Annotated in this window: 20 protein-coding genes and 5 pseudogenes; 8 read left to right on the top strand and 17 right to left on the bottom strand. The window is 60.2% G+C overall.

Annotation, left to right across the window (positions count from 1 at the left end):
- Positions 1-266: 266 nt before the first annotated feature.
- The 7 genes from METLW3_RS26560 to METLW3_RS0123980 form a co-directional block, all read right to left on the bottom strand.
- The gene (locus tag METLW3_RS26560) at positions 267-587 is read right to left on the bottom strand and encodes an ATP synthase subunit I (protein WP_024882257.1); all 321 of its coding nucleotides are present in this window, start codon (positions 585-587) and stop codon (positions 267-269) included.
- Complete coding sequence (locus tag METLW3_RS0124005) at positions 584-868, bottom strand: AtpZ/AtpI family protein (protein ID WP_024882256.1); 285 nt, start codon at positions 866-868, stop codon at positions 584-586. The genes METLW3_RS26560 and METLW3_RS0124005 overlap by 4 nt, the downstream gene beginning before the upstream one ends.
- Complete coding sequence (locus METLW3_RS0124000; protein ID WP_024882255.1) at positions 865-1,314, bottom strand: F0F1 ATP synthase subunit epsilon; 450 nt, start codon at positions 1,312-1,314, stop codon at positions 865-867. Before METLW3_RS0124000 ends, METLW3_RS0124005 begins: the two co-directional genes overlap by 4 nt.
- Positions 1,311-2,747 (bottom strand): F0F1 ATP synthase subunit beta, encoded by a 1,437-nt coding sequence (gene atpD, locus METLW3_RS0123995; protein WP_024882254.1) that lies wholly within the window; start codon positions 2,745-2,747, stop codon positions 1,311-1,313. Before atpD ends, METLW3_RS0124000 begins: the two co-directional genes overlap by 4 nt.
- Positions 2,748-3,051: 304 nt before the next feature.
- Complete coding sequence (locus tag METLW3_RS0123990) at positions 3,052-4,317, bottom strand: hypothetical protein (RefSeq protein ID WP_024882253.1); 1,266 nt, start codon at positions 4,315-4,317, stop codon at positions 3,052-3,054.
- A gap of 237 nt (positions 4,318-4,554) precedes the next feature.
- Positions 4,555-5,991 (bottom strand): tetratricopeptide repeat protein, encoded by a 1,437-nt coding sequence (locus METLW3_RS0123985; RefSeq protein WP_024882252.1) that lies wholly within the window; start codon positions 5,989-5,991, stop codon positions 4,555-4,557.
- Between the two features lie 372 nt (positions 5,992-6,363).
- Entirely contained in the window at positions 6,364-7,566 is a 1,203-nt protein-coding gene (locus tag METLW3_RS0123980; protein WP_024882251.1) for an IS256 family transposase, read from the bottom strand.
- A gap of 23 nt (positions 7,567-7,589) precedes the next feature.
- Between METLW3_RS0123980 and METLW3_RS29250 the strand changes: the two are divergent.
- Positions 7,590-7,919 (top strand): annotated as a pseudogene (locus METLW3_RS29250) (DDE-type integrase/transposase/recombinase); the annotation flags it as partial.
- A 39-nt stretch (positions 7,920-7,958) separates the two neighbouring features.
- Here the strand turns inward: METLW3_RS29250 and METLW3_RS28635 are convergent.
- The 3 genes from METLW3_RS28635 to METLW3_RS0123960 are packed head-to-tail and all read right to left on the bottom strand — an operon-like array spanning position 7,959 to position 9,575.
- Positions 7,959-8,147: a hypothetical protein gene (locus METLW3_RS28635; protein ID WP_024882250.1), complete on the bottom strand. Its 189-nt coding sequence runs from the start codon at positions 8,145-8,147 to the stop codon at positions 7,959-7,961.
- Positions 8,144-8,896 (bottom strand): IS21-like element helper ATPase IstB, encoded by a 753-nt coding sequence (gene istB / locus METLW3_RS0123965; RefSeq protein WP_024882249.1) that lies wholly within the window; start codon positions 8,894-8,896, stop codon positions 8,144-8,146. Before istB ends, METLW3_RS28635 begins: the two co-directional genes overlap by 4 nt.
- A gap of 13 nt (positions 8,897-8,909) precedes the next feature.
- A complete protein-coding gene (locus METLW3_RS0123960; protein ID WP_084484980.1) occupies positions 8,910-9,575 on the bottom strand; it encodes a hypothetical protein in 666 nt (221 codons plus the stop codon).
- 172 nt (positions 9,576-9,747) lie between these two features.
- Here METLW3_RS0123960 and METLW3_RS29245 point away from each other — a divergent pair.
- The 3 pseudogenes from METLW3_RS29245 to METLW3_RS29240 form a co-directional block, all read left to right on the top strand.
- A pseudogene (locus tag METLW3_RS29245) lies at positions 9,748-9,978 on the top strand (IS1 family transposase); the annotation flags it as partial.
- Between the two features lie 208 nt (positions 9,979-10,186).
- Positions 10,187-11,113 (top strand): annotated as a pseudogene (locus tag METLW3_RS0123950) (IS3 family transposase); the annotation flags it as partial.
- Between the two features lie 51 nt (positions 11,114-11,164).
- A pseudogene (locus METLW3_RS29240) lies at positions 11,165-11,323 on the top strand (IS481 family transposase); the annotation flags it as partial.
- On the opposite strand, the gene METLW3_RS28625 reads toward METLW3_RS29240, so the two are convergent.
- The 4 genes from METLW3_RS28625 to METLW3_RS0123930 form a co-directional block, all read right to left on the bottom strand.
- Positions 11,320-11,736 (bottom strand): Mor transcription activator family protein, encoded by a 417-nt coding sequence (locus tag METLW3_RS28625; protein ID WP_157516678.1) that lies wholly within the window; start codon positions 11,734-11,736, stop codon positions 11,320-11,322. The pseudogene METLW3_RS29240 and the gene METLW3_RS28625 overlap by 4 nt on opposite strands.
- A gap of 404 nt (positions 11,737-12,140) precedes the next feature.
- Positions 12,141-13,610, bottom strand: a complete 1,470-nt coding sequence (locus METLW3_RS0123945) for an outer membrane beta-barrel protein (protein ID WP_024882245.1) — start codon at positions 13,608-13,610, stop codon at positions 12,141-12,143.
- Between the two features lie 148 nt (positions 13,611-13,758).
- On the bottom strand, positions 13,759-14,553 hold the full coding sequence (locus METLW3_RS0123940) for a beta-phosphoglucomutase family hydrolase (RefSeq protein WP_024882244.1): 795 nt from the start codon (positions 14,551-14,553) through the stop codon (positions 13,759-13,761).
- Between the two features lie 850 nt (positions 14,554-15,403).
- Positions 15,404-17,728, bottom strand: a complete 2,325-nt coding sequence (locus METLW3_RS0123930) for a glycosyl hydrolase family 65 protein (RefSeq protein WP_051465642.1) — start codon at positions 17,726-17,728, stop codon at positions 15,404-15,406.
- 599 nt (positions 17,729-18,327) lie between these two features.
- Between METLW3_RS0123930 and METLW3_RS28620 the strand changes: the two are divergent.
- Positions 18,328-18,561 (top strand): annotated as a pseudogene (locus METLW3_RS28620) (efflux RND transporter permease subunit); the annotation flags it as partial.
- Between the two features lie 510 nt (positions 18,562-19,071).
- On the opposite strand, the gene METLW3_RS0123920 reads toward METLW3_RS28620, so the two are convergent.
- Positions 19,072-20,436 (bottom strand): IS66 family transposase, encoded by a 1,365-nt coding sequence (locus METLW3_RS0123920; RefSeq protein ID WP_024882241.1) that lies wholly within the window; start codon positions 20,434-20,436, stop codon positions 19,072-19,074.
- A gap of 225 nt (positions 20,437-20,661) precedes the next feature.
- Between METLW3_RS0123920 and METLW3_RS0123915 the strand changes: the two genes are divergently transcribed.
- Entirely contained in the window at positions 20,662-21,015 is a 354-nt protein-coding gene (locus METLW3_RS0123915; protein WP_036310493.1) for a copper-binding protein, read from the top strand.
- A gap of 60 nt (positions 21,016-21,075) precedes the next feature.
- Here the strand turns inward: METLW3_RS0123915 and METLW3_RS29235 are convergent, their stop codons facing one another.
- Positions 21,076-21,510 (bottom strand): hypothetical protein, encoded by a 435-nt coding sequence (locus tag METLW3_RS29235; protein ID WP_245267522.1) that lies wholly within the window; start codon positions 21,508-21,510, stop codon positions 21,076-21,078.
- 1,012 nt (positions 21,511-22,522) lie between these two features.
- Between METLW3_RS29235 and METLW3_RS0123900 the strand changes: the two genes are divergently transcribed.
- Positions 22,523-23,884: a TolC family protein gene (locus METLW3_RS0123900; RefSeq protein ID WP_245267507.1), complete on the top strand. Its 1,362-nt coding sequence runs from the start codon at positions 22,523-22,525 to the stop codon at positions 23,882-23,884.
- A 20-nt stretch (positions 23,885-23,904) separates the two neighbouring features.
- Positions 23,905-25,281: a copper oxidase gene (locus METLW3_RS0123895; protein ID WP_024882238.1), complete on the top strand. Its 1,377-nt coding sequence runs from the start codon at positions 23,905-23,907 to the stop codon at positions 25,279-25,281.
- A 50-nt stretch (positions 25,282-25,331) separates the two neighbouring features.
- Here the strand turns inward: METLW3_RS0123895 and METLW3_RS0123890 are convergent, their stop codons facing one another.
- Positions 25,332-26,333, bottom strand: a complete 1,002-nt coding sequence (locus METLW3_RS0123890; RefSeq protein ID WP_051465655.1) for a bifunctional enoyl-CoA hydratase/phosphate acetyltransferase — start codon at positions 26,331-26,333, stop codon at positions 25,332-25,334.
- Positions 26,334-26,502: the final 169 nt, after the last annotated feature.

The raw sequence follows: 26,502 nt of genomic DNA, 5'->3' as shown, positions 1-26,502 counted from the left end.
CCAGACCATCGCGTAACAAATGGGAGACGTTTGAGATCGACCGGCGCGCCGGCTCGAGCGGCGCCGGCGTTATTGCGACGATGAGATGAATATTGACAAACCGGCAGCAACTCGATCGCGTCGGATTTGCCCGCGTAGCTCGGCGCTCTTCGAAAAGCCCGCGAGGACAAGTATGGTCGGAATGCTAGCCACCCTTCACTGGGATCATCGCCTTCTGATGGCCGTCGCCACGTGCATCCCCGCGCGCTTCAGGCAGACGTGGCAGATCACGAAGGACGACGAAGAGTTCGGGCCGCGTCAATTGCCCCTAACCTCACCGCTTGCAGGGCGACGACGCGTGCCGCGAGAAAACCGAGAAACGTGGCCAGCAGCGGGATGGCGCCGAGCCTCGCGGCGAGCGTGAAAAGGATCGCGGCCACCCCGTAGCGACCTATCGTGAGTGCCGAGAGAAACAGTCGGCCGTTCCCTCCGGCTACGCCGTCCACGGTTCGGCGCAACGCTGCGAAATAGACGAGCCCAAGGGCGAATCCTGCGGACGCCATCGCCAATGCGAGTGCCGCGTTCGAAGCAAAGGTTTCGTCAGTCATTCGTGATGCATGTGCCTCCACGCAAGCGCGCATCCGAACGCCAAGCCGATCATGAACAAGCCGAGCGTCCAAAATATCCCCGAAGAGAACCGCGCGTCGAGCCAGCGCCCGGCGAAGATGCCGAGCAGGGTTGGCGTCACGATGGTCCAGCCGAGCACGCCGATCATTGCCAAGTTCTGGCCGACCGACCGTTCGCCCTCGCGCTGCCAAAGTGCGCGCCGTTCTCGCCGTATCCTGACGGCCTCATGAAGCCGATCGTTGTTTCCCGGCTCTTGGGTCATTGAACGAGACGATCGAACGAAACGCCCGGCCCACCGGGAGCGGTCGGAGCGCGTTCAGACTTGAGGAAATGGCAGATCTGCCGAATTGCCTCGAGATGGAGCCGTTGGCTATCGGTTCGTGCCACTCGCTCTTCTTCGAGCTTTCGGCGAAAAACGACGAGCACCTCGGTTTCGAGGTGGCGCAAGTCGTCTCCCAAAACCGCTTCCGGCGTCGCAACAACGATCGTGTCGCCGCCCCGCACCTCGAGCATTCCGCCGTGGACGGCGACGTGATGCTCCTCTCCGCGCTGGTCACGCCAAGTCACTACTGACACCGCGAGAGCAGTCAGAAAGTCGGCATGGCCGGGCAGGAGGCCGAAAGCTCCAGTCTCGTCCTCGGCTCGCAGATGCGCCACGTAATCGGCTTCGACGACAACCGCGAGCGGCGTCGCGACGGTGAGTTTCATGGGGTCGCCCTGCTTATTTGGCTTTCTTTGCGCCGTGCCTCGTCCAGATCGCCGACCATATAGAGCGAGCTCTCGGCCCAATCGTCGGTCTCGCCGTCCAGAATCGCTCGACAACCAGCGAGCGTCGCCTCGAGTTCGACCGATCGTCCGGATTTGCCAGTGAAAGCGACGGTCACCATGAAAGGCTGGGTCAGAAAACGCATGAGTCGTCGTGCGCGTTTAACAGCGCTGCGGTCCGCAGCGCTCAACTCCTCGATGCCGAGCAGCGCGATAATTTCCCTGAGTTCACGGTAATGGGCGATCGTTTTTCGAACCTCTTGAGCCGTCCGGTAATGAGCTTCGCCGACGAGTCGGGGATCGAGAAGGCTCGAAGTAGAGGCGAGTGGATCGACCGCGGGATACATGCCTTCGCTCGCCATCTCTCGGGACAGCACGATCGATGAATCGAGGTGGCTGAAAATCTCCGCCACTGCAGGGTCGGTGAAGTCGTCCGCTGGAACATAGACCGCTTGAATCGATGTGATGGCGGCGCCCGCGACGGAGGCAATTCGTTCCTCGAGCTCGGCAATTTCACTGGCGAGCGTTGGTTGGTAACCGACGCGGGACGGCAGTCGGCCGAGCAGCCCCGACACCTCGCTTCCGGCTTGAACCAGGCGATAGATGTTGTCGATGAGCAACAGCACGTTCTCGTGGGCTGTGTCTCGAAAATATTCGGCCATACTGAGCGCCGTGAGTCCCGCTCGCCAGCGGGCGCCCGGGGGCTCATTCATTTGCCCGAATACGAGGGCGGTGCGCTCCAATACGCCGGATTGCCGAAGTTCGAGCAACAGTTCATGCCCTTCGCGCGAGCGCTCGCCGATCCCCGCGAAAACAGAAATTCCAGAGTGGCGCTCGACCGTCGTGCGGATCAATTCCATGATCAGCACAGTCTTGCCGACGCCGGCGCCGCCGAACATGGCTGCTTTGCCGCCCTTCACGAGCGGCGCCAGGAGGTCGATGACCTTGATGCCCGTGTAAAAAGTTTCGAGTGTTCCGACGAAGCTATCGATGCGAGGCGCTGTCGTATGGATGGGCCTGCGGTCGATCTCGGCAGGAAGTGCAGGCCCTCGATCAGCGGGTTCGCCAATCGAGTTGAGGAGCCGCCCAAGGATAGCGTTTCCGACAGGCACGCGAATGGGCGTTCCCAGACCACGAGCTGCCCTGCCGCGGTTGAGGCCGCTTGTGCTTTCGAGCGCCACGGCGCGCACGGTGTGGTCATTTAGATGCTTTTGGACCTCGGCGATGAGAGGCCGGCCGATATCCCACTCGATTGCTACGGCTTCGTTGATGGCCGGCAATGCGCCCGATGCGAATCGTATATCGATCACGGAGCCGTGAACAGCAATCACATGGCCAAAAGCCGCGCCGCTCTCATCCTCTTGTTCAAAGGCCATTGTCTGCACCGAAGATAGAGCTTAGTCGCCTCAAGGGAGCGCAAAATCGGCCAATGGAGACGCGGTTTCGCCGCCAACTGTCAACACTCCTTCGGTCGATGACGCAGACGTGCTCCAGTAAAGCAATTTACCCATAGCTTGGGAGAGCGCGCAACCGTAATTGTGATCGAGCTCGTTCATCTTATTTCATGGCTTGGCCGATTTGCCCTACAAATGGACCCGGTACGCTGGCTAGCACGAACTATGCCCGGACGCGCCCCAATCCTGACCTGTACGCTATGCCCCTGATGTGAAAATTCAGCAATCATAATGTGCGCGAAATGGCTTGGATGCCTTTCAAACCGGTTCCGAACCGCGCGATAGCATCACGATGGTTTTCCAGCTCTCCATAAGGCAAGAAGCGCACTTGCAGATCTCCGATGCGGCTAAACGCCGGACGCCGAAGTTGCGTTTTGACCTCGTTCTCACGCGCATCGGGCGCGACCAGAAAGAGTCCGGCGGCCGTCTGCAAATCGCCGAAGGCGAGATCGAGCATGCGGACAATGCCGGAATAGATCGACGTCGTGTGCTCGACCTCGAAGGCGGCGACCGCGTTTGCGCTTTCCTTGTCGATCCAGAGGACGTCGATCAGACGAATCGACTCTCCTGCGGGTACGCTTTCGAGCGAAGCGGGAAGGTAAGCCAAGCATCCGGTTCCGAGCGGTTCGCCGTTATAGGTCCGTCCGCGGTCATTAGCGGCAACCCATACGTCGTAGCCGAGCGCTCGGCCGAGATCTCTGAGCCAAGCCTGAATCTGAGTGTGAGTAAGGTCGCCTTCTCGACCGGCGGCGAGGGACGCCTCGAATCTTCTTGCGGACTCGCGCGCCTTCGATAGCTCGGCGAGCCAAGCGTTGCGCGCCGACTCGTCGCAAACGATGGGAGGCGGAGAATAACGCCCGATGCCCACATCGAAAAGGAAGCCGGCGACAGCACCGAGATCATTGGATAAAAGATCTCGATAAGCTTGGTTGAGGTTGATCATTCCAGCCCGCATCGCAAGATACTGGTCCCATCGGCCAAGCTTCACTTTAGAACCTGTCACCGCGTTGTACCCATTGACGATCGCGGTATTGAACGGCGGCATCAACGTCGGATGCAGGAAGTAGAGAAGGTTTGCTACGGCCGGCCCGAGGCCTTTGATTGCGAGCCTGTCGATCGCATTTATCCCGTCGACGATTTCCTGTGCGGAATTGCAGCACACGCAATGGTTGAGGAGGCGCCCAAACGCCCGCAGGTTGTCATCGTTCTCGTATATGTCGGGAATCCGCAGCTTCGGTTTCCACAGGAAAGCATGATCCGCGCCCCTGAAGATTTGCCGCTGCTCGGCGATTGAGCCGACAATCGTCTCGAGCGACGAGCCTTTGTAGACATTACCGAATGTTCCCGCCTCGATCTCTTGAACCACTTGGGCGATCCCGCGCCTGATCGACCGGAAATTTTTGAGTCGCTCCTCCCACAGGAACCATGTCTTATAAGTCGATCCGAGATCGTCTTTCCAACGTTCGATCAGAACACGAAGCAGATCGGACAAGGGGATTTCTCCAAGTTGCTTCACCTACCGAAAAAACAGGCAGGTCGTCGCACATCGTCATCGCATTCAGGAAAGTCGGCTCCACGTCGAAAAGTCAACAGTGGCTCGCGATATTAACGAAGTACGGCCGCTCAGCCGACTACCGAGCTGCTATTGTGGCCAGTGCGGTCTGCAAAAGGGATTTGCAGAAGTCAGCACTCAAGCCACACTTTGCTTTCAGGGAACGAGCATATCTGATCAGTTTTTTTCCCGTGCCTGCAGCGATACGAGAGTTCGGTCGAGGTTTTTCATCACAAGTTCGTGCTCATGGGGCGCTCGCTCGGTGGTCCATTCTTTAAGCGCCTCACGGAATGCCGCGAGTGCTTCCCTCAACCTACCGGCTTCATTTTTTCTTTCGCCGAGGATGGCAAGGGTGCTGCCAAGATTGTTCTGCATCCTGGCCCATCTGGCCGGCTCCGCTTCTCGATTCAATTCTTTCAAGGTCTCACGATAGATTGAAACCGCCTCCTCGAGTCTCCCTGAGTTGTTTTCACGCTCGCCGATGCGCTTGAGCATGCTCCCCAGACCTTCTCGCGCCATGGCCCACTGGAGCGGGGTGCTCTGGCGGGTGAACGCCTTCAGCGCTTCAGTGTAAGCCTCGACAGCTTCAACCAAGTTTGCTGTTGTGTTTTCTCGCCGACCGAGACTTCCCAGCGCATCACCCAGATTTAGTTGCGCTGTCGCCCATTCAAGAGGCGCGCGGTCTGGCGTCAATTCCTTGAGGGCCTCGCGAAAAGCCGCGATCGCTTCCGTCAGCACTCCGGCATGGTTTTGTCGTTCGCCAAGAATGGCAAGAGTATTGCCTAGATTTTTCTGCATCCAGGCCCATCGGGTGGGAGCCTTCTCTCGCGTCAGTTCTTGCAATGCTTCACGGTAGCTCGACACCGCTTCCTCGAGCTTCCCTGTGCCGAATTCGCGTTCTCCGAGACGCGCGAGTGCGCCGCCCAGCCTTCCTTGTGTTGTTACCCATTGCTGTGATGTCCGATCTCGGCTGAATTCTTTCAACGCCAGACGGTAGGCCTCGACTGCTTCCTCCAAATTTGCCGTTGTACTCTCGCGCCGGGCGAGGATTTCGAGCGCCGTACCCAGATCCGATTGCGTAACGGCCCACTGCAAAGGCGCTCGTTCTTGCGTGATTTCTTTCAGGGCTTGGCGAAATGCCGAAATGGCGTCGGTAAGAGTCCTTGCGTCACCTGTCCCTTGTCCTAAATTTATCAACGCAACACCCAGATTATTCTGCGTCGTGGCCCAGTCGACAGGCGTCCGTTCGCGCGTCCTTTCCTCGAGGGCGGCACGAAATGCAGCAACGGCCTCCGTGATCGTAGTCACGTTGTGTTCTTTTTCGCCGAGGAGTGCGAGCGCACTGCCTAGGTTATTTTGTGTCGCCGCCCATTGGAGCGGTACCCGCTTGCGACTGCGGGAAAGTTCGTCTAGCGCTGCGCGATAAGCGCCGATCGCCTCGTTGAGCCGTGCCGTCCCATTTTCGCGCTCTGCGAGCTTGAGAAGGGCGTCACCAAGATTATGTTGTGCCTCCGCCCATTGAAGCGCCGCTCGTCCGCGAGCGATTTTCTTCAGTGTGTCGCGATAGCGCTCGACCCCGTTGTCGTCTATGACGGCCGCGGGAGCTACGGTCACAGCACCGCTTCCGCCAGCTAACAAGAGACATAGGCATAGGACTCTCGCCGAGGATGAGTTCCGTGCGCAAACCAAGATCGCTTTCGGCAGCACAGTCGAAAAAAGCTCGGTTAGGGGCATGGAATCCTCGCTCTGTCGGGGAGACCCCTTTTCAAGGGATGTCCGCTTGATTTTGGTTGGGCGCGGTGAGTTGGTCAATTGAGACCTTATGCAGGCTTCGTGGCTCGAACAAGGTGCATGGGCGAAGGGGCGTTGTCACATTAACGGGTGGGTAAGCCGACAAGGGCGATCTTCCCGCCATGAGACAGTCGCCCGTGAGCTACTAGCGCCATCGGGACTGTCAGGAATCTTGTGTGCGGGGCCTGGTTCCCATCACGCCGCGACGAAGCGATCGTCGAACATGATGGCGAATTGATTTTTCGCCTCGCACCATTCGCGCGGCGCCATTTTCCACTCTCCTGCGACTTGGCGCAAGACGAGATAGAGGAGCTTCATCGCCGCATCGTCGGTCGGAAAATGCCCTCTCGTCCGCACGGCGCGCCGCAGCTTCGCATTCAAGGATTCTATGGCGTTCGTCGTGTATATGATCCGCCGCACCGCGATCGGAAAGGCGAAAAACGGGATGACCTGCTCCCAATTGCGCCGCCACCCCTGCGCGATCGACGGATATTTCTTGCCCCAATGGCCGCCGTCGAAGGCCTCCAACGCCTCTTTGGCCGCCTCGGCGGTCGGGGCGCGATAGATCGTCTTCAGCACGCCGGCGATCGCCTTGCGGTCCTTGTATGAGGCGAATTCCATCGAGTTTCGAATGAGATGCACGATGCAGGTCTGAACGGTCGTCTGCGGAAACACCGCATTGATCGCCTCCGGAAAGCCCTTCAGGCCGTCGACAACGGCGATCAGAATGTCGCCGACGCCGCGGTTCTTCAGCTCGTTCATCACCCGAAGCCAGAATTTGGCGCCCTCCGAGGTTTCGATCCAAAGCCCCAGAATGTCCTTCGTTCCGTCCGGCGTGACGCCGAGCGCCACATAGACCGCCTTGTTGCGAACCAGGCCCTCATCGCGGATTTTGACGCGCAGCGCGTCGAAGAAAACCAAGGGATACATCGCCTCGAGCGGCCGGTTCTGCCATTCGGCGACGGTCTCCAGCACGGCGTCGGTGACCGTCGAGATCAGATCGGGCGAGACCTCCAGGCCGTAGAGTTCGAGCAAATGGCCCTGGATCTCGCGCACCGTCATGCCACGCGCATACATCGACACGATTTTCTCGTTGAAGCCGGGAAAGCGGCGCTGATAGCGCGCGATCAGCTTGGGATCGAAGCTCCCCTCCCGGTCCCGCGGGACCCTGATGTCGATCTTCGACGTCTCGGTCAGCACGGTCTTCTTCGAATAGCCATTGCGGTGGTTCGCCTTGCCCGCCGCCGTCTCGCTTTCGAGATGGTCGTCCATCTCCGCGTTCAGAACCCGTTCCGCCAACGCCTTCTTCAGCTCATCGAACAGGCCGTCCTTGGAAAAAACCTCCTTCGGATCGCGTCCCGACAGCAACTGATCCAGTGTGTCCTTCTTGATCGCCATAGCCCGCCTCCTGCGGTTCTACTATGGCCCCACACACAAGATTCCTGACAGTCCCGCGCCATCGCTTCCCGCCGCAGATCATTGCCCATGCCGTCTGGCTCTATTTCCGATTTCCACTCGTCCCGCGGCTGGTCGAGGAAATGCTCCTCGAACGCGGGATCGACCTCTCCTACGAAACCGTCCGCCATTGGGCCAAAAATTCGGACCCGATTACATCGGTCGGCTGAAGCGCAAGAAGCCTGGACGGCGTGACGTTTGGCATCTCGACGAAATCGTCGTTCTCGATCAGCGGCGAAAAGCGCTTTCTCTGGCGCGCGGTCGACCAGGATGGATACGTTCTCGACGAAATCGTCTAGGTTCGTCGTAACGCCAAAGTGGCTCGCAGCGACGAGCTATGGCGGAATCTGGATGATGAGGGCGTGAGGAATGCGTATTCCGACGATGCCGGCCATGCATTCCAATTTGAAGCCGGCCACCTGTTCCGATCCGAAGCCGGCCAGCGTTCCGATTTGATGTCGGCCACCGGCGTCGTGCGTGCGCAGATCGATTTGGATGATGTTTCGCGTCGTGGACGCGGTCAAGCCTGTTCGAGTTTCGCGGGCGCCGAGCGGCGCTTGCGGAGGCTGTCGCCGGAGAGCTCGAGCCGGTAGGCGTTATGGATGACGCGGTCGAGGATAGCGTCGGCGAGCGTCGGTATGCCGATCATCTCGTGCCAACGATCGACCGGAACCTGGCTGGTGATGACGAGGGAGCCGGCGTCGTAGCGGTCCTCGACGATCTCCAGCAGATCGCGCGCCTGGTCGCCGACGAGCGCCTCCGGTCCCCAATCATCGAGGATCAGCAGTCGCGCGCGTGCGATCTTGCGCAGCAGCCGGCTGTAGCTTCCATCGCCATGCGCGACGGCGAGATCGGTGAACAGCCGAGGCACGCGATAATAGAGCACCGATATGTCTTGCCGGCAGGCCTTTTGGCCGAGCGCGCAGGCGAGCCAACTTTTGCCGAGGCCGCTCGCCCCGGTGATCAGCAGATTGCGCCGTTCGGCGATCCAGTCGCAGGCGGCGAGCTTCAGGAACAGAGCCCGGTCGAGACCGCGTGTGCTCTGATAATCCACATCCTCGACGCTGGCCGGATGGCGCAGGCGAGCGGCGCGGGAGCGCGTCTCGAAGCGCTTCTGACGACGCAGCGTCAGCTCGTATTCGAGCAGCAGGCCGAGCCATTCGGCGTGCTCGAGGCCTCGGGCCTCGGCCTTGTGCTCGAGTTCCTTGAACCCTTTGGCGAGGCCATAGAGACCGAGCGCGTTCAATAGATCGAGTGTCGGATGGGCGAGCATCGATGGATTCCTTTCAGTGGTAATAGCCGGGACCGCGAAGATTTTCGTGATCGAGCAGCGTTGCCGGAGCGCCGTCCCTCGCGCCGGAAGCCCTGCATTTGCCGGCGAGCAATGCGGCGACGCTCTTGCAATTGAAGGCGCCGATTTCCAGCGCGCGGGCGGAGACGGCTTCGGCCTGGGCGGCCTCGACGCCGCGATAGAGCTTCAGCAGCCCGAGGCAGGTCCGAAAGCCCTGCTCGGGATGACGCCGCGCGGCGAGCACGGCGACGATGAGCCCTTCGGTGTGCGGCCCGATCGTCGCCGCCCAGCGGCGGAAGCGATCCGGCGTCCAGGCGGCGTAACGCCGGTGCGCGCTCGGCATGTGCTCCGGGGCCGTGCCGTGCCGGGCGCCCATGTAGCGGCGCTCATGCAGGCCGACGCGTTGACCGCGGTGAAAAATCTCGATCATCCGCTCGGTGACGCGCACGTCGACCTCGGCGTGGATGAGGGCGTGCGGAACCGAGTAGAAGAAGCTCTCGACCTCGATGTGATAATCGATATTGACGCGCGCCCGCTTCCACTCGGCGAACTCCCACTCTGTCGCAGGCAAGGGGCCGAGGGCGTCGCGCTCTATTTTCTCGAACAGCTCTCTGCGGCTGATCCCGAGCTTGCGCATCGGCCGGCCGTTCATCGTCTCCATGGCGCGCGCGATGGCGGCGTTGCATTCGGCGAGCGAGAAGAAGGTCTGCCGCCGCAGGCGTCCCAGAATGTAGAACTGCGTGAACCCGGTGACTGGCGAGATCCGTGAGGCGGAGATTTTCGTCGCCGTGCTCGGCGCCTCCAATCTCACCTACGCCGAGGCGAGCTTTAAGAAGACGAAGATCGAAGGCAAGCCGGACATGGCGCACGTCTCGACCTCCTATGTCGAGCGCGCGAACCTCACGATGCGGATGCACAATCGCCGCTTCACGCGCCTGACGAATGCGTTCTCGAAAAAATTCGAGAACCATTCGCATATGGTCGCGATCTATACCGTTTGGTACAACTGGATTCGCATCCATAAGAGCCTTCGCGTCACGCCTGCGATGGCCGCTGGAATTTCCGAGACGGTCATGAACTGGACGGATAACCGCTGGATCGGCTTTCCCGTGCGATCGCAGCCGATAACGTCGAAACGATTTTTTCCAAGATCGATTCCATAGATAGCTGCATCAAGAGGTCGGTTGCGCATGTTGGCTCTCCCTGTCGATTCGAATCAGCCACGACGCCATTATCGTGGATCTCGAGGAGCCGGGGCGGGCCATCTCATTAATGGTAGGGCCCGCCGTCAAGCGCGAAGCCGTCGCGCACCTTCAGGCCGTCATGGGCCTGTCGGAACGTCGGGCCTGCCGGATTGTCGCCATCGATCGCAAGACGGCGCGCTACACGTCGACGCGCCCGGCCGACGCCGAGCTTCGCGCCGAGCTGCGCGATCTCGCCAATGCGCGTCGGCGTTTCGGCTACCGGCGGCTGTTTGTCTTGCTTCGTCAGCGGGGCGAGCGCTCGGGCAAGAATCGCATCTATCGGCTCTACCGCGAGGAAGGGCTGACAGTGAGGAAGCGCCGCGCGCGCCGCCGCGCCGTGGGAACACGGGCGCCGATCCTCGTCGAGGCGAAACCGAATGCCCGATGGTCTCTCGACTTCGTGCACGACCAGCTCGCCAGTGACCGACGATTCCGCATCCTGAACATCGTCGACGACGTGACGCGTGAATGCCTGGCGGCGATCCCGGACACGTCGATCTCCGGCAAGCGGGTGGCGCGCGAGCTGTCGGCGCTGATCGAAAGGCGCGGCAAGCCCGGCATGATCGTTTCCGACAATGGGACGGAGTTCACCTCGAACGCCGTCCTGTCCTGGTCGGAGGAAAACAAGGTCGAATGGCATTTCATCATGCCCGGCAAGCCGATGCAGAACGGCTTCTGCGAGAGCTTCAACGGTCGCATGCGGGACGAGCTGCTCAATGAGACGCTGTTCTTCGGCCTCGACCATGCAAGAAAGAAAGTTCGCTCTTCGGTTCACGATTATAACCACCAGCGCCCGCACTCTTCCCTCGGCTATGCGACGCCGGCGGACTATGCAGCCGCGCTCACCGCAACAGGCGATCGGCTGCGCAACCCCGACCAGCTCCGCCGATCGCCTGTTGCTCACCCCACGCCCGCGGGCGTATCAACCGCCGGGACTCAACTCGCCGCTGGATGAAACTTCGGGGGCATGTCAGCTACACCACCGGTAGGGGCACGACCCCCTCAAAAAGGCCTCACGCCATACGAGTTCATCTGCAAATGCTGGACTTCCGCGCCCGAACGATTCCCACTCGATCCGCTCCAGAATGCCGGGACTATACACCTAGACAGAACCGACTGCGGAGTCTCAAAAGGGAGTCGGAAGGAGCTGCGCGGGCATGATTAGCTCGACGAGCCCCCACGCGGAATCGGTTGATGCGTCAAAGGATTCCAAACGACGTTGCGCTTCCTCAGCGTCAAGCCGTGAATTGCCAACCAAGCGGTGATCTCATTGCGACCATTTTTACCTAAACTACGGATAGCTCGCAGGTCGCCCTCGTCGAGATTAGCTACGACCCAGTTAGGTGTAATTTCTTCCAAACGCACGGAAACAATGCCATTATTGAGAAGACCATTAACGCTGCGAACAGACAAGGCGCCCGTCGGCAATTTGGAACGATGTTCGTGGGCATTTTCGCTCGCAATGAGCTGGTGGACACGAGTCAATGAAATCGAATACTCTCTGGCGAGGCTCGGAGCGGTCTCGCCATTGTGGAAGCGTTCCCAAATTTCGCGATTTCGTTCCTTGAGGGATGACATTTTCAAAATTCTCGCTCTTCTCCTATCGTGTCGACCGCTCAAGCGGATTCGCCCGGTGTCTAACCGCACCATACGTTTCTTGCGCAAGATATTTCGTGTTTGCGCGGCAGAGGGTATAAGCTGCTGCTCCGTACTCGTGAATTGAGTAGAAATGAGATCGTCTGGGGCAGGCTCGCAGCGGAGAATCGGCCCTGAATTGTTGGGTACCCACAGGAGTGCTGGGCGAGTTTCATTTTGCGACAAAAATTCTCGAGCTGAAAGCACGTTTGGGGACAAAAAGACCCGCGCTACGCGTTTGGTCCACGCTCGGTCTCCGCTTCCGCCGTATTCTCACTTAAGGCGGTTTGAGGCTATCCGCCGCGAGCCCGCACCCGCTCGCGACGGAACATCGCCTATCGGAAGCTTTACTTTATCGTGAACGGCACGATCACGTCCATGGCGAACATGCCCGTTGAGCGTTTCGGTCCGTTTGGACCGAAGAAAGGCGCCGTTCCGTTCACAGACGTGTCCCAACGCAGCTCCGGCCTCAGGATCAGCCCGGTGATGAAGGGATTCTTCGGAACCTCGGGAGTGATCGTCAGCCCGGCCGTCAGCCCGAGATAGCTTGTCCCGACCCCAGCTGGCCGAAAGATCGCCGACGGAGTAAAGAAGCCATGCTGGATGTTCGCGAAGTCGAAGTAGCCGGGATAGCCGGCCACGAAGAAGTTCTTGTTGTCGCGCCAGAACTCGACACGACCGTTGACCTTCACCACGTCGTTGACCTTGTAGGAGGCATATTGCGCGACGCCATAGCCTTCGACCCCCTGCGGCCGGTTAGGCAGACCGGACAGATTCGTCCCGAACCGCGTGTCGATCGCAGCGAGCGTCCCCCCCGGCAGACCAGTGACCGAAATCAGGTTCCATCCATCATCCCTGATGTAGTTCAGGTCTGTGATAAAGGTTAGATCCTCGGTCGCTTTCCAGGTGATGGTAATGTCATTGATATAACGCAGGGTGCTGCTAGGCTTGCAGGCGCACGCGACAGGGACGCCGCCAACGACGCCGCCCGGCCATCCGACACCCAGCGGATCCAACTGCTTGGGGTTTTCCGGACCGATATGAGTGGTCGCAAGGACAGTCAAATTGCCGTCCAGAAGGTTGAATCCGACGCCGCCATGGAATGAGACGCCGGCATTGTTATCACCTGGCCAGCCGAGACTCGTATTCACGCCGGAAGTGACGCCGGCATGCACAAGCAGCCAGTCCGTCAGGTCGGCATGCACCATTACACCGGTATGCTTGAGCGGTATGCCGAAATTGAAGATGTAGGAGTGAGTGTAGAACAGGTTGTCTGGCGCGGTGATCACCTCCGCGCCTTCCAGCGTTACGAACTGACCGACTTTCACGTCGATGCCATTAGCCGTGAACCACGGCAAATGGGCGACCGCATAGGCCTCGACGATATCGAGCTGGGTTCGGTCATGGATCGCGTAATCAAGCTCGCCCAGGAAATGCGTGTAACGCGCGTCCGTGCCGATCAGCCCCTGGACCTTGAACCCGAAATCGTAACCTTTCTCTTTTGGGTCCAACGGGCGCTGAACCGTCAGAACTCCCTGGTTGAACTGGGGCGTATTCGCCCGGTCAGTGAACAGGTGCCCCCAGTTGAGCCTGTTGAAAGGATTTGCGAAATTGACGGCCACGCCCCCGTCGAGATAGCCGGTCACGGTCAGGGTGTCCAACCAGGAAGATTGCGGGGCAGGTTTCTCGTGGTGGGTATGAGCTGAGCGCTCCTCCGACGCCTTCGCCACCTGCTGCTCGGCCGGGTCTTCCGCCGCGAGGGCCGCATTAGCCGCGAGGATCGCCACGGCGACGCTCGTCGAAAGTCTGAATTTCATTGGGTCAGCTCCCCGTCTTGAATCAATTGCCGAAAGAATTTTGCGCCAAAGTCTCCGGCCACAGCAAGCTGATGCAACGGGCATCTGCCTAAAAAATGGTCAGCTAAGGAGTGGCGGAACGATTTTTATTAATCATGTGGCCGAAATGTCACAAACCGAAGACGGATGTCGTGGGATCGCTGTTGCCTGATCCGCGGCCATCTCCGCAAGCGCTATTCTCGAGAGAAAGCTCTCCGAGATCGGCAATGACGATGTCTGCTCCGTGCTCCCGGAGATCGAGTGCGTGAGCGCCCCGGCCGATGCCTATCACGAGCTTGAAATTCCCCGCGCGTCCGGCTTCGATGCCGACGAGTGCGTCTTCGATCACAACGGCGCGGGCAGGTGGAACGCCGAGCCGTTTGGCGGCTTCCAAATAGAAATCTGGCGCGGGCTTGCCCAGGAGCCCCAGCCTTCGACCATCACTTCCGTCAACGAAAGCATCGAACAACTGGGTAAGGCTCGATGCTTTTAGCACAGCCGCACAGTTTTTCGAGGATGAGACGACGGCGGTCCGGACGCCTCTGGCGCGCGCTTCGCGTATGAATCTCACCGAGCCTTCGTAGACCTCGACGCCATGTTGCTGAAGTGCGTCATGGAAATAACGGTCTTTCCGATTGGCTAGCCCTTTCAGCGTCTCCAACTCGGGCCCATCATCGGGAGTTCCAGCGAGAAGACTGATGCCCCGAGCTTCGAGGAAGCTCCTTAATCCTTCTTCTCGCGGCCGCCCGTCGACGAAGTTCTGGTAATCTCCCACGGCGTCGAACGGCACGAAGACAGTGTTCTGGGCGCGGGTGCGCTTCTCTAAGAACTCGTCGAAGAGCCGCTTCCAGGCAAGAGCATGGACCGTGGCGGTGCGAGTGACCACGCCGTCGAGATCGAACAGGAAAGCTTCGAGTTTGCACAAGTCAATGCGCTTCGGGGACGGTATCACGATCGCACCCGGAAAACGATGACAGGGCAGGGGGCGCCGCGAAGCACGTGCCGCATCGTCTGTGCACACCGGGGTTCGGCGCATCCGCGCCATGCGACGGCGATTAGATCGCTTCCATGGCGGTATGCGAATTCGAGGATGGCGGAGCTGACATCTCCTTGGCCTAACACAAGGCGAATCTTTGCGGTTTCCGCAAGATGACAACAGCACCGAACGCGTCCCAGGAATTCGTGAGCCCACATCGGCCATTCGTGGTGTGGTTGGTCGAGATAGCGCGGCGTTGTGAATGTCCCTGGCTCCGTGGGGCGCGCGGCGTCCGGCGTTGCGACGTGAATTACGACGAGATCAGCGCCGGCCCTAGAGGCGAGGTCGGCCGTCGGGCCGATCGCCGCAGCGCTGATGGGCGTCCCATCGTGCGGCAGTACTAGTTGACGCAATGCCCAGGAGCATCGGCGTTGGTCGGAAGGAACGAGGACAACAGGGCACGGCGCCCCCCGCAGCACGTCTCCAGGCAAGCCTCCAAATGGATATGATGGGTCGGCCGGCTGCACGCCTAGCACAACGAAGGCAGCATGGTGTGGTGAGACCGCATGGACGATGGTGTCTGCCAGCGGACCGGCAAGGGGTTCGATTATCAACCCAAGAGCATCGTCAGCTGAAAGCCCATTACGGCTGAAGAGTTCTTCCGGCGACAATGGCTCGCGCCCGACATAGATGAGTGTTACGGTGGCGCCGATCACGTGGGCGAGGCCACGAGCGACTATCAGCGCAGCCACCGCATTGGAAGAGCCGTCGAGGGGAACCAGCACTGTCGGGACATCCGTCATCCATCAGCCTCCTTCCAGGCTCCCCATGCCAAACCCTCGCGCTCCACAATGTAGCGCCGGCCTGGATGCCCGAAGCAAAACGGACCGTCGACGATCGCAATCTTCAGCTCGCCAGAATCTTGCGTTTCGATGCCGACCTCGACGGTATCGACGCCGATCACCAGCCTTAGGATGCGCCCCCGCCACCGGACGGAACAGCTCATTTCTGTCCATCCGGGTAACAAGTGAGGATCGAGAGCGATTCCATCCTCTCGGATCCGGAGGCCCGCCACTCCGAAGACCGCGGCTTGCCAGAGCCCGCCGAGCGCTGCCATATGTACGCCTCCGGCGGCGTTGCCCATGTTGTTGGCCAAGTCGATTTCTGCACCTTGCCGAAAATAGTCCAGAGCGTGCTCCACCCGGCCCAATCGAGCGGCGACGAGAGCATGCAGCGCCGGGCTCAGCGAGCTACCGTGGGCGGCTTGCGGCTCGTAGTAGTCGAAGTTGGCCTGATGGACAGCGTCAGGCCACTCGTCCCACAGCAGAGCGCTGAGCGTTATGACATCTGCTTGCTTGATCGCCTTCGACAGACGGGTGCGCTCTGGCCCTAGGCAAAGATCAATCGGCATCGCGCAGTTCCGATGAGAGACGACATCGACCGGTTCGAGCTCGAAATAGCCCTGGAACTGCTCGAAAAGCCCCGAGTCTGGATGGAAGCCTGTTACAAGCGCTGCGGCCACACGCCGCCACGCCGCTGGCTCGTCGGCCGCGAGGGCGAGGCGCTTTGATTGCTGTTCCCAGTCCGCTGGCCTCTCGTGCTTCAGGAGGGATACGGCGTCGGCTGCGCGGTTGAGATTCCAGCGCGCCATCATATTGGTATATGCGTTATCGTCGACGGCCTCATGGTATTCATCCGGCCCGATGACGCCACGGATATGAGCACATCCATCCGCGTCCATCTGTGCCCGGCTCGCCCAAAATCGTGCGGTTTCGATCAGAATGTCTCCGCCGGCGTCGACCATGAAGTCCTCGTCCCCAGTTACCAGCCAGTACTGCCAGACTGCGTAGGCGACATCTGCGCTGACGTGGTGCTCCTGCTCGCTAGTCAGAATGGAAACAATACGGCCATCAGGCGCTACAGTCGTCCGCGGGGTCGTCTCTTCGCCCGTGTCGGCCGATTCCCAAGCATAGAGAGCGCCCTCATATCCGTGCGCTTTCGCTTTCCGGCGCGCAGCATCTAGCGTGTGATATCGATACATCAGGAGAGTGCGTGCTGTCGGGGGATCGGTGAGAAGATAAAATGGCAGCATGTATATCTCGGTGTCCCAGAAGATATGGCCACCATAGGCTCGGCCGGTGAGGCCGCGAGCGCCGATGGAAACATGCTCATCAGCGGGATTCGCGGCCGCCATTAGGTGATACGCGGCGAATCGAAGGGCCCGCTGAGCCTCGTCGTCGCCCAGAATCTGGATGTCGGCGATGCTCCAGTGAACACGCCAGGCGTCGACATGGGCTCGGACGAGTGCCGATACCCCCCGGTCCAGGATCTCAGCGAGGTGGAGTCGCGCCGCGTTGGTAGGGTCTTCAGCATCACGCGACGTGTACACGGCAGCCACTCGATCCAGGCGGACCGCTTCGCCAGGACCCACCTCCCATGACCAGCGCTCTTTTGTGTGATCAGACAAACGATCCTCACCGGCGCTTCCCCGGTTAGACGGCGGTTGTGGAACCCATCCCTTGGCGATGGCGATGCTCGTCTTTCCCGCGCGAACAGTAACCATCGCAGGGTCATACGCACTGGATACCAGCGGTGCTTTCTGTTCGCTTCGTGCGTCGGCATTGCCGAAAGGAGCGAACAGCTCGACTCGCTCCGAATAGTTTTCGGCTTTTATTACGACCGATTGAATGATCACATGCCTATCCGCCAGCGATGCGAGGCGAAGAAAACGAACTTGACTGATCCGCCCCATCGAATCCTGTTGACGCCACTCGCGCCAAAGCAAGCCCTGACGGAGATCGAGTATGCGTCGGTGCTCGAGCACCTTTCCTGTCTCAAGCGACAGCAGTTCATCGGCGATAGCTATCTCGAGGTGCGCGCAATCGGGTAGTCTGGCGAGAGACGGGCCGAGTTCGGCGGCGGGCTCATTGATGTAGATTCCCGCGGCGAACGTGTCTGGTTGTGAGAGACGGCTTCCTTCTTCGAGCGATGCGCGTGTGCCGAGGTATCCGTTGGCAAGGGCAAAAATCGATTCGACTTCGTGCTCTCGAACGAGATTGAAACCTTCCTCGATCATTTGCCACTCCGGATCACTGAAGAGCGCCATCGGGAGGTCGATCGCCATGACATCTTGGCCAGCAACGCCGCTTAAGTTCTGCCCAATTTCTCGATCTCGCATTAACGTCTTACCTCGTCGGGAGAGGGTGCAAGATCTACGAATCTTAGAAAGCGACCAGAATTCATTCGAGTCCCAAGCTTGCGCTTACGTCGCCACGAAAAATCGGCGAAGTGTTCCTCCAAAGAAACTCGTCCGGCCAACTTGATGTCGCATTATTCTTTCTGTTCGTCCGACAGTCGACCCAGCGTCTGGGTCGAGGCGCGCTCCACATGTCGAATGGCGCTCTATCTAGGGTGAATGTTCTTGCTGTCAATCGTGCGGGGACGCCCCGTGGAATGCAAGCTGCTTTTCATTGGAATGAGCATGTGGTCACGCGCTTTCGTGTGTCCGGCCTCATAATGCGGCCGATCACCCGCCGCGGGCCTGTATGGAAAGTACGCGGGCCGGGTCCAAATCGGCATTGCGCGTTCGAAACGCTCCGATTGACGCTGGTTTTCCCGCCCCCGTCTTATTGACCGTTTGCCCTTTCCCTCTGATCGACCTACTCACACTCTCGCCGACCTCGAATGCGATCGATGCTTTATGCGGCGACCGCGTTCGAAGCCTTCACACGCGCCGATCTGCAGGAAGCGATCATGTTCGGCGCGGTTGAACGCGAGCGCCCGAAGATGATGACCGTCACGGCCATCATCACCGGCCTGTTGCCGATCCTCTGGAGCACTGGCGCAGGCTCGGAGGTCATGCAGCGCATCGCCGTGCCGATGATCGGCGGTATGACGTCATCGACCATTCTGACTCTCGTCGTCATCCCGGCGATCTATGCGCTCATTAAAGGTTTTTCGCTTGCGCCTGGTGGGCGACCCGCCCCCTCAGGGCGCTTCATGTCTCAACCGACCAATGATAGCCAGGAAGGAGAAGGGCAATGCCCAACCTCAATCTTTCTTTCGCTACCAAGGGGTCTATGCCTCTGGTCCACGCCTTCGCCGCGGTTTTCTTCCATTATTGGCACTGGCAACGTTTCCCAACCCGCGCCAGCGCAGTCTTTGATGACGGATCGACGCTCAGGACGGCGATAAAGCTGGGTCCGCCACGGAGAATAACATGCTGAAAGCGAAACTAGGCTTCTCCTTCATCGTCGCTTTTGCCTTGACGACGCCTCCGGCTGCGTTCGCGCAAGAGATATCCATATGGCGTCGGCCGTCTTGCGGATGCTGTCATTTGTGGGCGAAACGCCTCGATGGTAATTGCTCAGGCTCGATCCGCGGTTGTGCTGTGAGGCGGCGGCAAGCCGGCATCGGAGCGGTCGAATTTGGGGCGGGCGGGAGAGATTTCGGCTCGTGCAGGGGCGTTCATGATGGGACGGGCGGCGCGAGCGGCTTTCCGGCGAGGGTCAGGCGGATCGCCTCGAGGGCGTCGATGGCGCGGCGGCGTCCCGTCTCGATGACCGAGCGGATGTCGGCGTAGAGCTCGGCGCCCCAGCCGCTGCGAAAGCAATAGGTGACCTTGCGGAAGATAACGCAGGGTCGGATCGCCCGCTCGGAGCCGTTGTTGGTCGGCGGCAATTCGCGGTTGGTCAGGAACACGAACAGGAAGCGTCGCGTCCGCTTGATCATCGCCGCGAGAGCGACGCCGGCGCTGTGCGTGGGCGTGCGCGCCATGAGACGGTCGAGGCGCGCTTCCAGCCGGTATTTGTAGCTTTTCAGCGTCGCGTCCGACAGATCGGCGCGCCGGGCGCCGATCCCGCAAGCCTCCTCCAGCAGACGCCGTAGATCGGGGCCGAGCACGTCGTCACCGCAGTCGATGGCGTATTGCACGTCGTGAATGAGATGCGCGAGGCAGACCTGATGATCTTTCGTCGCCCATCCCATCTGGCCGGCGTAGCGATCCGAGACCCAGTAATCTGGCCTTACCTCGCCCTGAAAATCGGAGACGACGGTCTGCGCGCGCGTGGGCTTGGCGACGAAGACGGCGCTGTCCTCGTGATGGAACACCCACAGATACCAATTGGCCTTGCCGACGCGCAGGCCGGTCTCGTCCGATTGCAGCACTGTTCCCGACAGCAGCCGCGCGCGGATCGCCTCGCGCTGCGCGGCGAAGGCCGTGCGCGCGGCCCGCAGCATGTCGACGATCGCGCCCTCACTGACGTCGAGCCCGAACAGCGTGGAGAGCAGCGTCGACAGCCGCTCCATGGCGATGTTCTGCGCAAAGCGCAGATAGAGGACGAGGGCGCGCAGATTATCGCCGAAGGGCGACCCCTTCGGCATGTCGGCGGGCGGCGCGGCCTTGAATTTCTTCGCGCAGCTCGGAAAGGTCCCGCCGTGCAGATTGATGCGGGTCACGTCGGGGCTTATCGGCGGAATCTCGATATGGTCATAGTCCTCGCAAACGCGCTGCGCCGCGCCCGATACGTCGGCGCCGAAATGCTGGCAGGCGCAGGCGAGCATGTCACGCGTCTTCGTCGGGTTCGGATGCAGCGGACGATGCGCGCCAGGATGCGATTTGCGCGTCTTCGCCGTCTTGTCGGAGGCCGGCGCCGAAGGCTTCTGGCCTTTGCTCGGCGGCGTGCTGGAATTGTCCGGGGTTTTCGTCGGCAGACCGAGCTTGGCTTCGAGCTCGGCGACGCGTTTGGTCAGACGCTCGATGATCTCCGCCTGCGCCAAGATCAGGCGGATCAGAGCTTCCTTGTCGAGCGAATCAAGCGCGGAGCGATCCATTCGCAGCTTGAATCAAGCCGCGATTCCCGCGTCAATCACAAACCGGAAACCCCGCCGAAAGCCGAGGGTGAGCAGTTACCCTCGATGCGGCTTCGATGAAGATCACGATGATCGACGCGAACGATATTGAGACGTGCAACTCATGAAACGGGACGGGTCGACAGAAGTGTTCGCCCATTATCCGTGAAGGGAACCGTGTGCTTAGGCTTGTCAAGGAGAAACGAGATGCTCAGCTCTAACAAACATGCCGCTACAATCTTCAGTGTTCTTGCGATCGCCGCTATAGTTTCAGTGACAGTCGCCTACGCAGGGGAGGCTAGCCGCACGCTTATCGTGGCCCAAGCGGCAGAAAAAGCAGAAGGAGAAGGCATTATCAAAGGAGTCGTCGCGGGCGAGCGCAAGCTTCAAATCGCGCACGGGCCAATTGCGGCATTGAATTGGCCGGGAATGACGATGGCCTTTGGCGTTGCGTCCGGCGTCGATGTCTCTGGCCTTATGCCGGGGGCGAAGGTGAGGTTCACGCTGAGTCGTGACGCAAAGGGTCTCTACGTGATCGAAAGCATTCGGCGCATAGAGTGATCTAGCGCATCAACAAATGGAGATTCCGTCATGATGTGGCCGGAAGGAATGATGAGCGGCTCAGGCATGTGGGGCATGGGCCTTTTTTGGATCTTGATCCTGATAGCGCTCGTTCTCGCGATAGCCGCTCTCATCAAATATCTGAGGAAGTGAATCGGCACGCCGAGATAGCGACAGTGAGGCGGCCAGGAACGACACCGTCATCGCGGCAACGTCGACGGCGCCTTCGTTTCCGGTTGCCCGAACCGAACATGACGACTTGGCATAACATGCGTGCATTGTCCCCCTGCAGTGGAACGCGCGCTGGGGGCATTCCAAGAAGTCGTCGCGGCACGGGCGAATCTTGCGAACAAGATTGCCGCGATCGACGATGATTGCAATCGAGCCAGGATAATCGACCTTGTATAAGGTGATTCGGACCGGCGGATACGTCCCCGGCGCGGCCGAAATTCGCCTTCTCGTTTCGCAATTGGATAGTACGTCCTGCGTGATCAAGATCGAGTTCGCTCTGAAGGCGTAACCCTCCGCCGATGCTTTCAATTACCCACAAACCGCCGATGGCCATCTGGCGATTGGGGCTGACGGTGGCGATAGTCGAGTGCGTGGCGCGGGGGGATCGTATCCGCTGTCGATGACGGACAGGATCTCCGATTGCCGTGGCGGACGAACACGGATCGGCGGGTTTCGGGGGCGGTGGCGCTATGGCCTCAACGCGAGTCGTTTGTTCACTTGGCGCGGCGTTTCGCTGCTGGCGACGTGATCGCGACCGGCAAAATCGCTTGTGGCTCGTGCACGTCGCCAGCGGCAAACCGTCACCGTTGCTTCGCTTACATCGGCGAGCTTCCACTCGTCGAGCGGACCTCTGCCCTGGAGAGCCCGTTCGCGACGCCTCGTGCGCGATTATGAAAAGTGCATCGACGTCTCGAGGCAATGCTCCAGGTAGCAATGCGTAGATCGGTCACCAAACCCAATTCGGACCCTAATAGCTTTCTTCGCATGAGCGAGATAACTTCGTTCGAAGTGATTCGGTGGCTGGCGTTTGAATCCCCTGCGACCGAGGCTTCTCTATGTCATGGCGAACGCAGACATCCACGGCTAGGCTGCGGCCGCAGATTTTGTTCTTTATCCAGATTCTCGACAAGCTCAGCGCTGCTTTATTGATTGTCGGAACAGTTCATAGCTGCACTCCAATTCCGCTGCCGTTTGTCGCCCCTGAACCGTTCGACGCCGGGGCGCCTGCGCCCGCCACGCGTTACCGATCTACGATCGGCACGTACCTCAGCCAACGACCGGTCCGACCAGGTTCCTGGACAGAGCAAAATGCGCAGCTGGCTCGATCGTCGGAGCAAGCCGGTCACGGCGGCTCGGAGCATGAGCATTGACTCCGCTCCGATGCTCTCCGATGAGGTCGCGACGGCGTCGGCTAGGCCAGAGGCTTCGAGCCGGCGCGGCGCTGCTCTCGGCCATGGCGCTCTCCGCTTGCGTCGGCTTTTCGGATGATGGAGGCATGAGCATTGTCGCGGGCGTCGCCGGTGGTCCGCTCGAAAAAGATGTGCTCGCGATCCGCACGCCGGAGGACGCTGCGTCCGCTCGAGCTCGTGTCGAGCTTCTACTCTCCAGAGCGCTGACCGCCGACTCGGCTGTGCAAATCGCCCTGCTCGAGAATCGCGGCCTCCAAGCGGCGTATAACGCATTGGGCTCCGCGGAAGCGACGATGGTGAAAGCGATCCTTCCGCCAAACCCGACCTTTTCCATTTCGCGGATCGCCGGACCGCTGAAATTGGAGCTCGAGGCGATTATCGCCGCCGATATTCTCGCATTGGCGACTTTGCCGGCGCGGGCGGAGATCGCTGAAGATCGATTTCATCAAGCGCAGCTGCGCGCCGCCGAGGAAACACTCCGGCTCGCGACCCGAGCGCGCAAAGACTATTATCGTGCCGTCGCGGCGGAGGAGCTCGTTGCTTTTCTCGCCAAAGCGAATTCGACGGCCGAATCGGCCGCGCAGCTCGCCAGAGCGTTGGGCGGAACCGGCGCGATGAACAAGCTCGATCAGGCGCGCGAGCAAGTGTTCTACGCCGATCTTACTGCTCAGCTCGCGAAGGCTCGCCAGCGAGCGATCGCCGAGCGCGAGCAGCTGATTCGGTCGCTGGGCCTGTGGGGCGCTGATCTCGATTTCAAACTTCCTAGCTCCTTGCCGGCGTCGCCCTCTCGTCCAAAGAGCATGCCCATGGTCGAGCAGGAAGCGGTGGCGCGCCGCCCCGATCTTTTCGTGGCGGGCATAGAACTCGACGCGCTCGCAAAGTCGTACGGGCTCGTCGAAGCGACCCGCTTCGTCAATGTCTTCCAATTGTCCGGCATCTACAAGGACACTCGGGAAATCGTCACCAGAGTTTCGAGCGACGGGACGATCGACACCGAGAGAGTTCGATTCAGGGTTTTCGGCCCAGGCGCCACGATCGAAATTCCGATTTTCGACTTTGGCGAGGCGCGCACGCGCGAGGCGGAGCAGAACTTGATGCAGGCATTCAACCGCCTCGCCGCGAAAGCCGTCGACGTTCGGTCGGAAGCGCGCCTCGCGTACCAAAGCTATCGCTCCGCATGGGACGTAGCGAATCATTATCAGCGCGAGATTTTGCCGCTGCGCAAAATCATCACGGATGAGAGCCTGCGGCGCTATAATGCGATGCTGATCGACGTCTTCCCGCTGCTCGCCGAGGTGCGCCAGAGGATAATGGCGAACATCGCAGCGATCGAAGCCAAACGCGATTTCTGGCTCGCCAATGCCGATCTTCGGGCCGCGGTCATCGGCGGAGCCGAAACGCGAGTCGAAGAGGGACCCGTATCGCGGATGGATGCGATCGGCCAGTGACGCATGAGGGGAGACAGACAATGATGTCTCGAAGGAACTTCATCGGCGCCGCGGCTGGATTTGTGAGCGCCGCCGCTCTGAGCGGCCGCGCGCAGGCGGCGAGCATCCCGGAGGCGCATTATGCGACGAGCGCGGAGACGCAACCTCCGCTCTCTCCTTCGAATGGTCCCGAATACCAACCCGTCGTGACGCTGAACGGGTGGAGCTTGCCGTGGCGCATGAAGGACGGCTTCAAAGAGTTCCATCTCGTCGCGGAAGCGGTCGTGCGTGAGTTCGCGCCCGGGATGAAAGTGCATCTTTGGGGCTATAACGGCCAATCGCCGGGTCCGACCATAGAGGCCGTCGAAGGCGATAAAGTCCGAATTTTCGTGACGAACAAGCTGCCGGAACCGACCTCGGTCCACTGGCATGGAATCTTGTTGCCGAACGGCATGGACGGCGTGGCCGGCGTCACGCAGCCTCATATTCCGTCGGGCAAGACCTTCGTCTATGAATTCGAGCTGAAGACGAGCGGAACCTTCATGTACCACACGCATTCCGACGAAATGGTGCAGATGGCGATGGGCTTGATGGGAATGATCGTCGTGCATCCGCGCGATCCCGAGCAGCATAGGGTCGATCGCGATTTCGTCTTCATGCTGGCTACCTATGACGTCGATCCGGGGACCTATGTGCCCAAGGTCGTGGAGATGACGAACTTCAATATGTGGACATTCAACAACCGGGTCTTTCCCGGCATCGATCCGCTCGTCGTGCGCTTGAACGATCGGGTGCGCGTGCGGATGGGCAATCTCAGCATGACTAATCATCCGATTCACCTGCATGGCCACCATTTTGTCGTCACCGGCACGGATGGGGGCTGGATTCCTCTATCCGCTCAATTGCCCGAAGCGACCGTCGACGTCCCTGTCGGAACGATTCGCGCCTTCGAGCTCGTCGCGAACAACCCGGGCGATTGGGCTCTGCACTGTCACAAGTCGCATCACACGATGAACGCCATGGGACATGATTTGAGAACTTTCATCGGAGCGAAACAGAGCCCTCGCATTGTCAAAGCCATCAGCAAATTGGTTCCGGATTACATGCCCATGGGTTCGTCCGGGATGGGCGACATGGCGTCGATGCACATGTCTGGACCAGATAATGCGCTTCCCATGATGACCGGAACAGGCCAATTCGGGCCTATCGAAATGGGCGGCATGTTCACGCTCATGAAAATCCGAGAGGGACTGGCGAGCAACGACTTTAAGGACCCGGGTCCGTACAAGTTTCCGGAAGGAACTGTGGCTCACGACGTCGAGGGTCGACCGGCGGAGCCGTCGCGGCATAATGGAGTGGAGAGCACGAAAAGCCCTGCGGCGAGGCCTTCCGGCCACGACCACCATGAGCATAATTGAAAAAAGAAAATTGTATATGCAAGCCGGTGTCGGCTCGCCGCGGCGGAGCTCTACTTCGGCAGCGGGCCGCAAGCGGCTTCTGATTGCGGCGCGCAGCATGGATGCGCTTCGGGCGACAAAAGCCGTTTCGACAGCTTCGGCCGGCCGTGGAACATTAGAGACGCTAAGGCGAGGGATGAAAGCCGCGCCGCGAGCGTGTCGGCGCGAGAGGTCAAGACAACAGGCGCCGACAAGCCGACCACGACGCCGGCAGACACGCCTCCCGCTAGATATCCGAGGTTTTTCGCGAGGATGTTGCCGGAAACGAGGTCAGGAACCAGCAGAATGTCAGCGTCGCCGGCGACCTCCGAGACGATGCCTTTCTCCTTCGCCGCCACAGCGGAGATCGCATTGTCAAATGCGAGTGGCCCGTCGACGATAGATCCCTGCAGTTGACCGCGACGCGCCATGAGCGTCAGGCAGGCTGCGTCCATCGTCGAAACGATTGCCGGGTTGACGGTTTCGACGGCCGAAAGAACCGCAACCTTCGGCCGATCGATGCCGATAAGCGTGAAAAGCTCAACGGCATTCTGCAAGATTTCTGCCTTGGCGTTGAGATCGGGCGTGATGTTGATCGCTGCGTCCGTCACTCCTAGGAGCTTTGGATATGAGGGCGTTTCAACGACGAAGACATGGCTCACCCGCCGCCCTGGAACGCGCAAGCCGTGCTCCTTGTCGAGCAAGACATGCATCAGCGTATCAGTATGAAGGCGCCCCTTCATGATCGCGTCGGCCTTGTCTTCTCGCACCAGCTCCGCGGCGACCATCGCAGCTTCGGCGTCGCCCGCCGCAGCGACGATCCAATCGTCCTTGACGGGCCAGCCGACTTGTACGGCGATCCGCTGAATAGCCTCTGGCGCGCCGATTAGGCGCGGTTCAGATAGGCCGAGCTCATGCGCCTCGCGCAAGGTCTCGATGACCACTTCCTGCTCGGCGTCGACGACAGCGATGCGCATGGCGCCGGAGGCCTTGGCCTTCTCGATCAGTTGTTGCAGGGATCGTGGAGGAGACATCATGAAGATCCGCCTTTGCCCTCAGTCGCGCCATAGAACATAGCAAAGGCATGTTCCTCGAGCGCATCCCGCAGTTTACGGGCGTCTTCGATCGCTTTGGACGTCTGTCGGATCGCGCTTCGTTCGCGCGCGATCCGCGGATCGTCGGATCGAAGCGGCGCCCTGCGCT

Source organism: Methylosinus sp. LW3, from assembly GCF_000527115.1.
Classification (GTDB): Bacteria; Pseudomonadota; Alphaproteobacteria; order Rhizobiales; family Beijerinckiaceae; genus Methylosinus.
The sequence above is the reverse complement of the archived record's forward strand: the minus strand, read 5'-3'. Positions and strand labels throughout refer to the sequence as shown.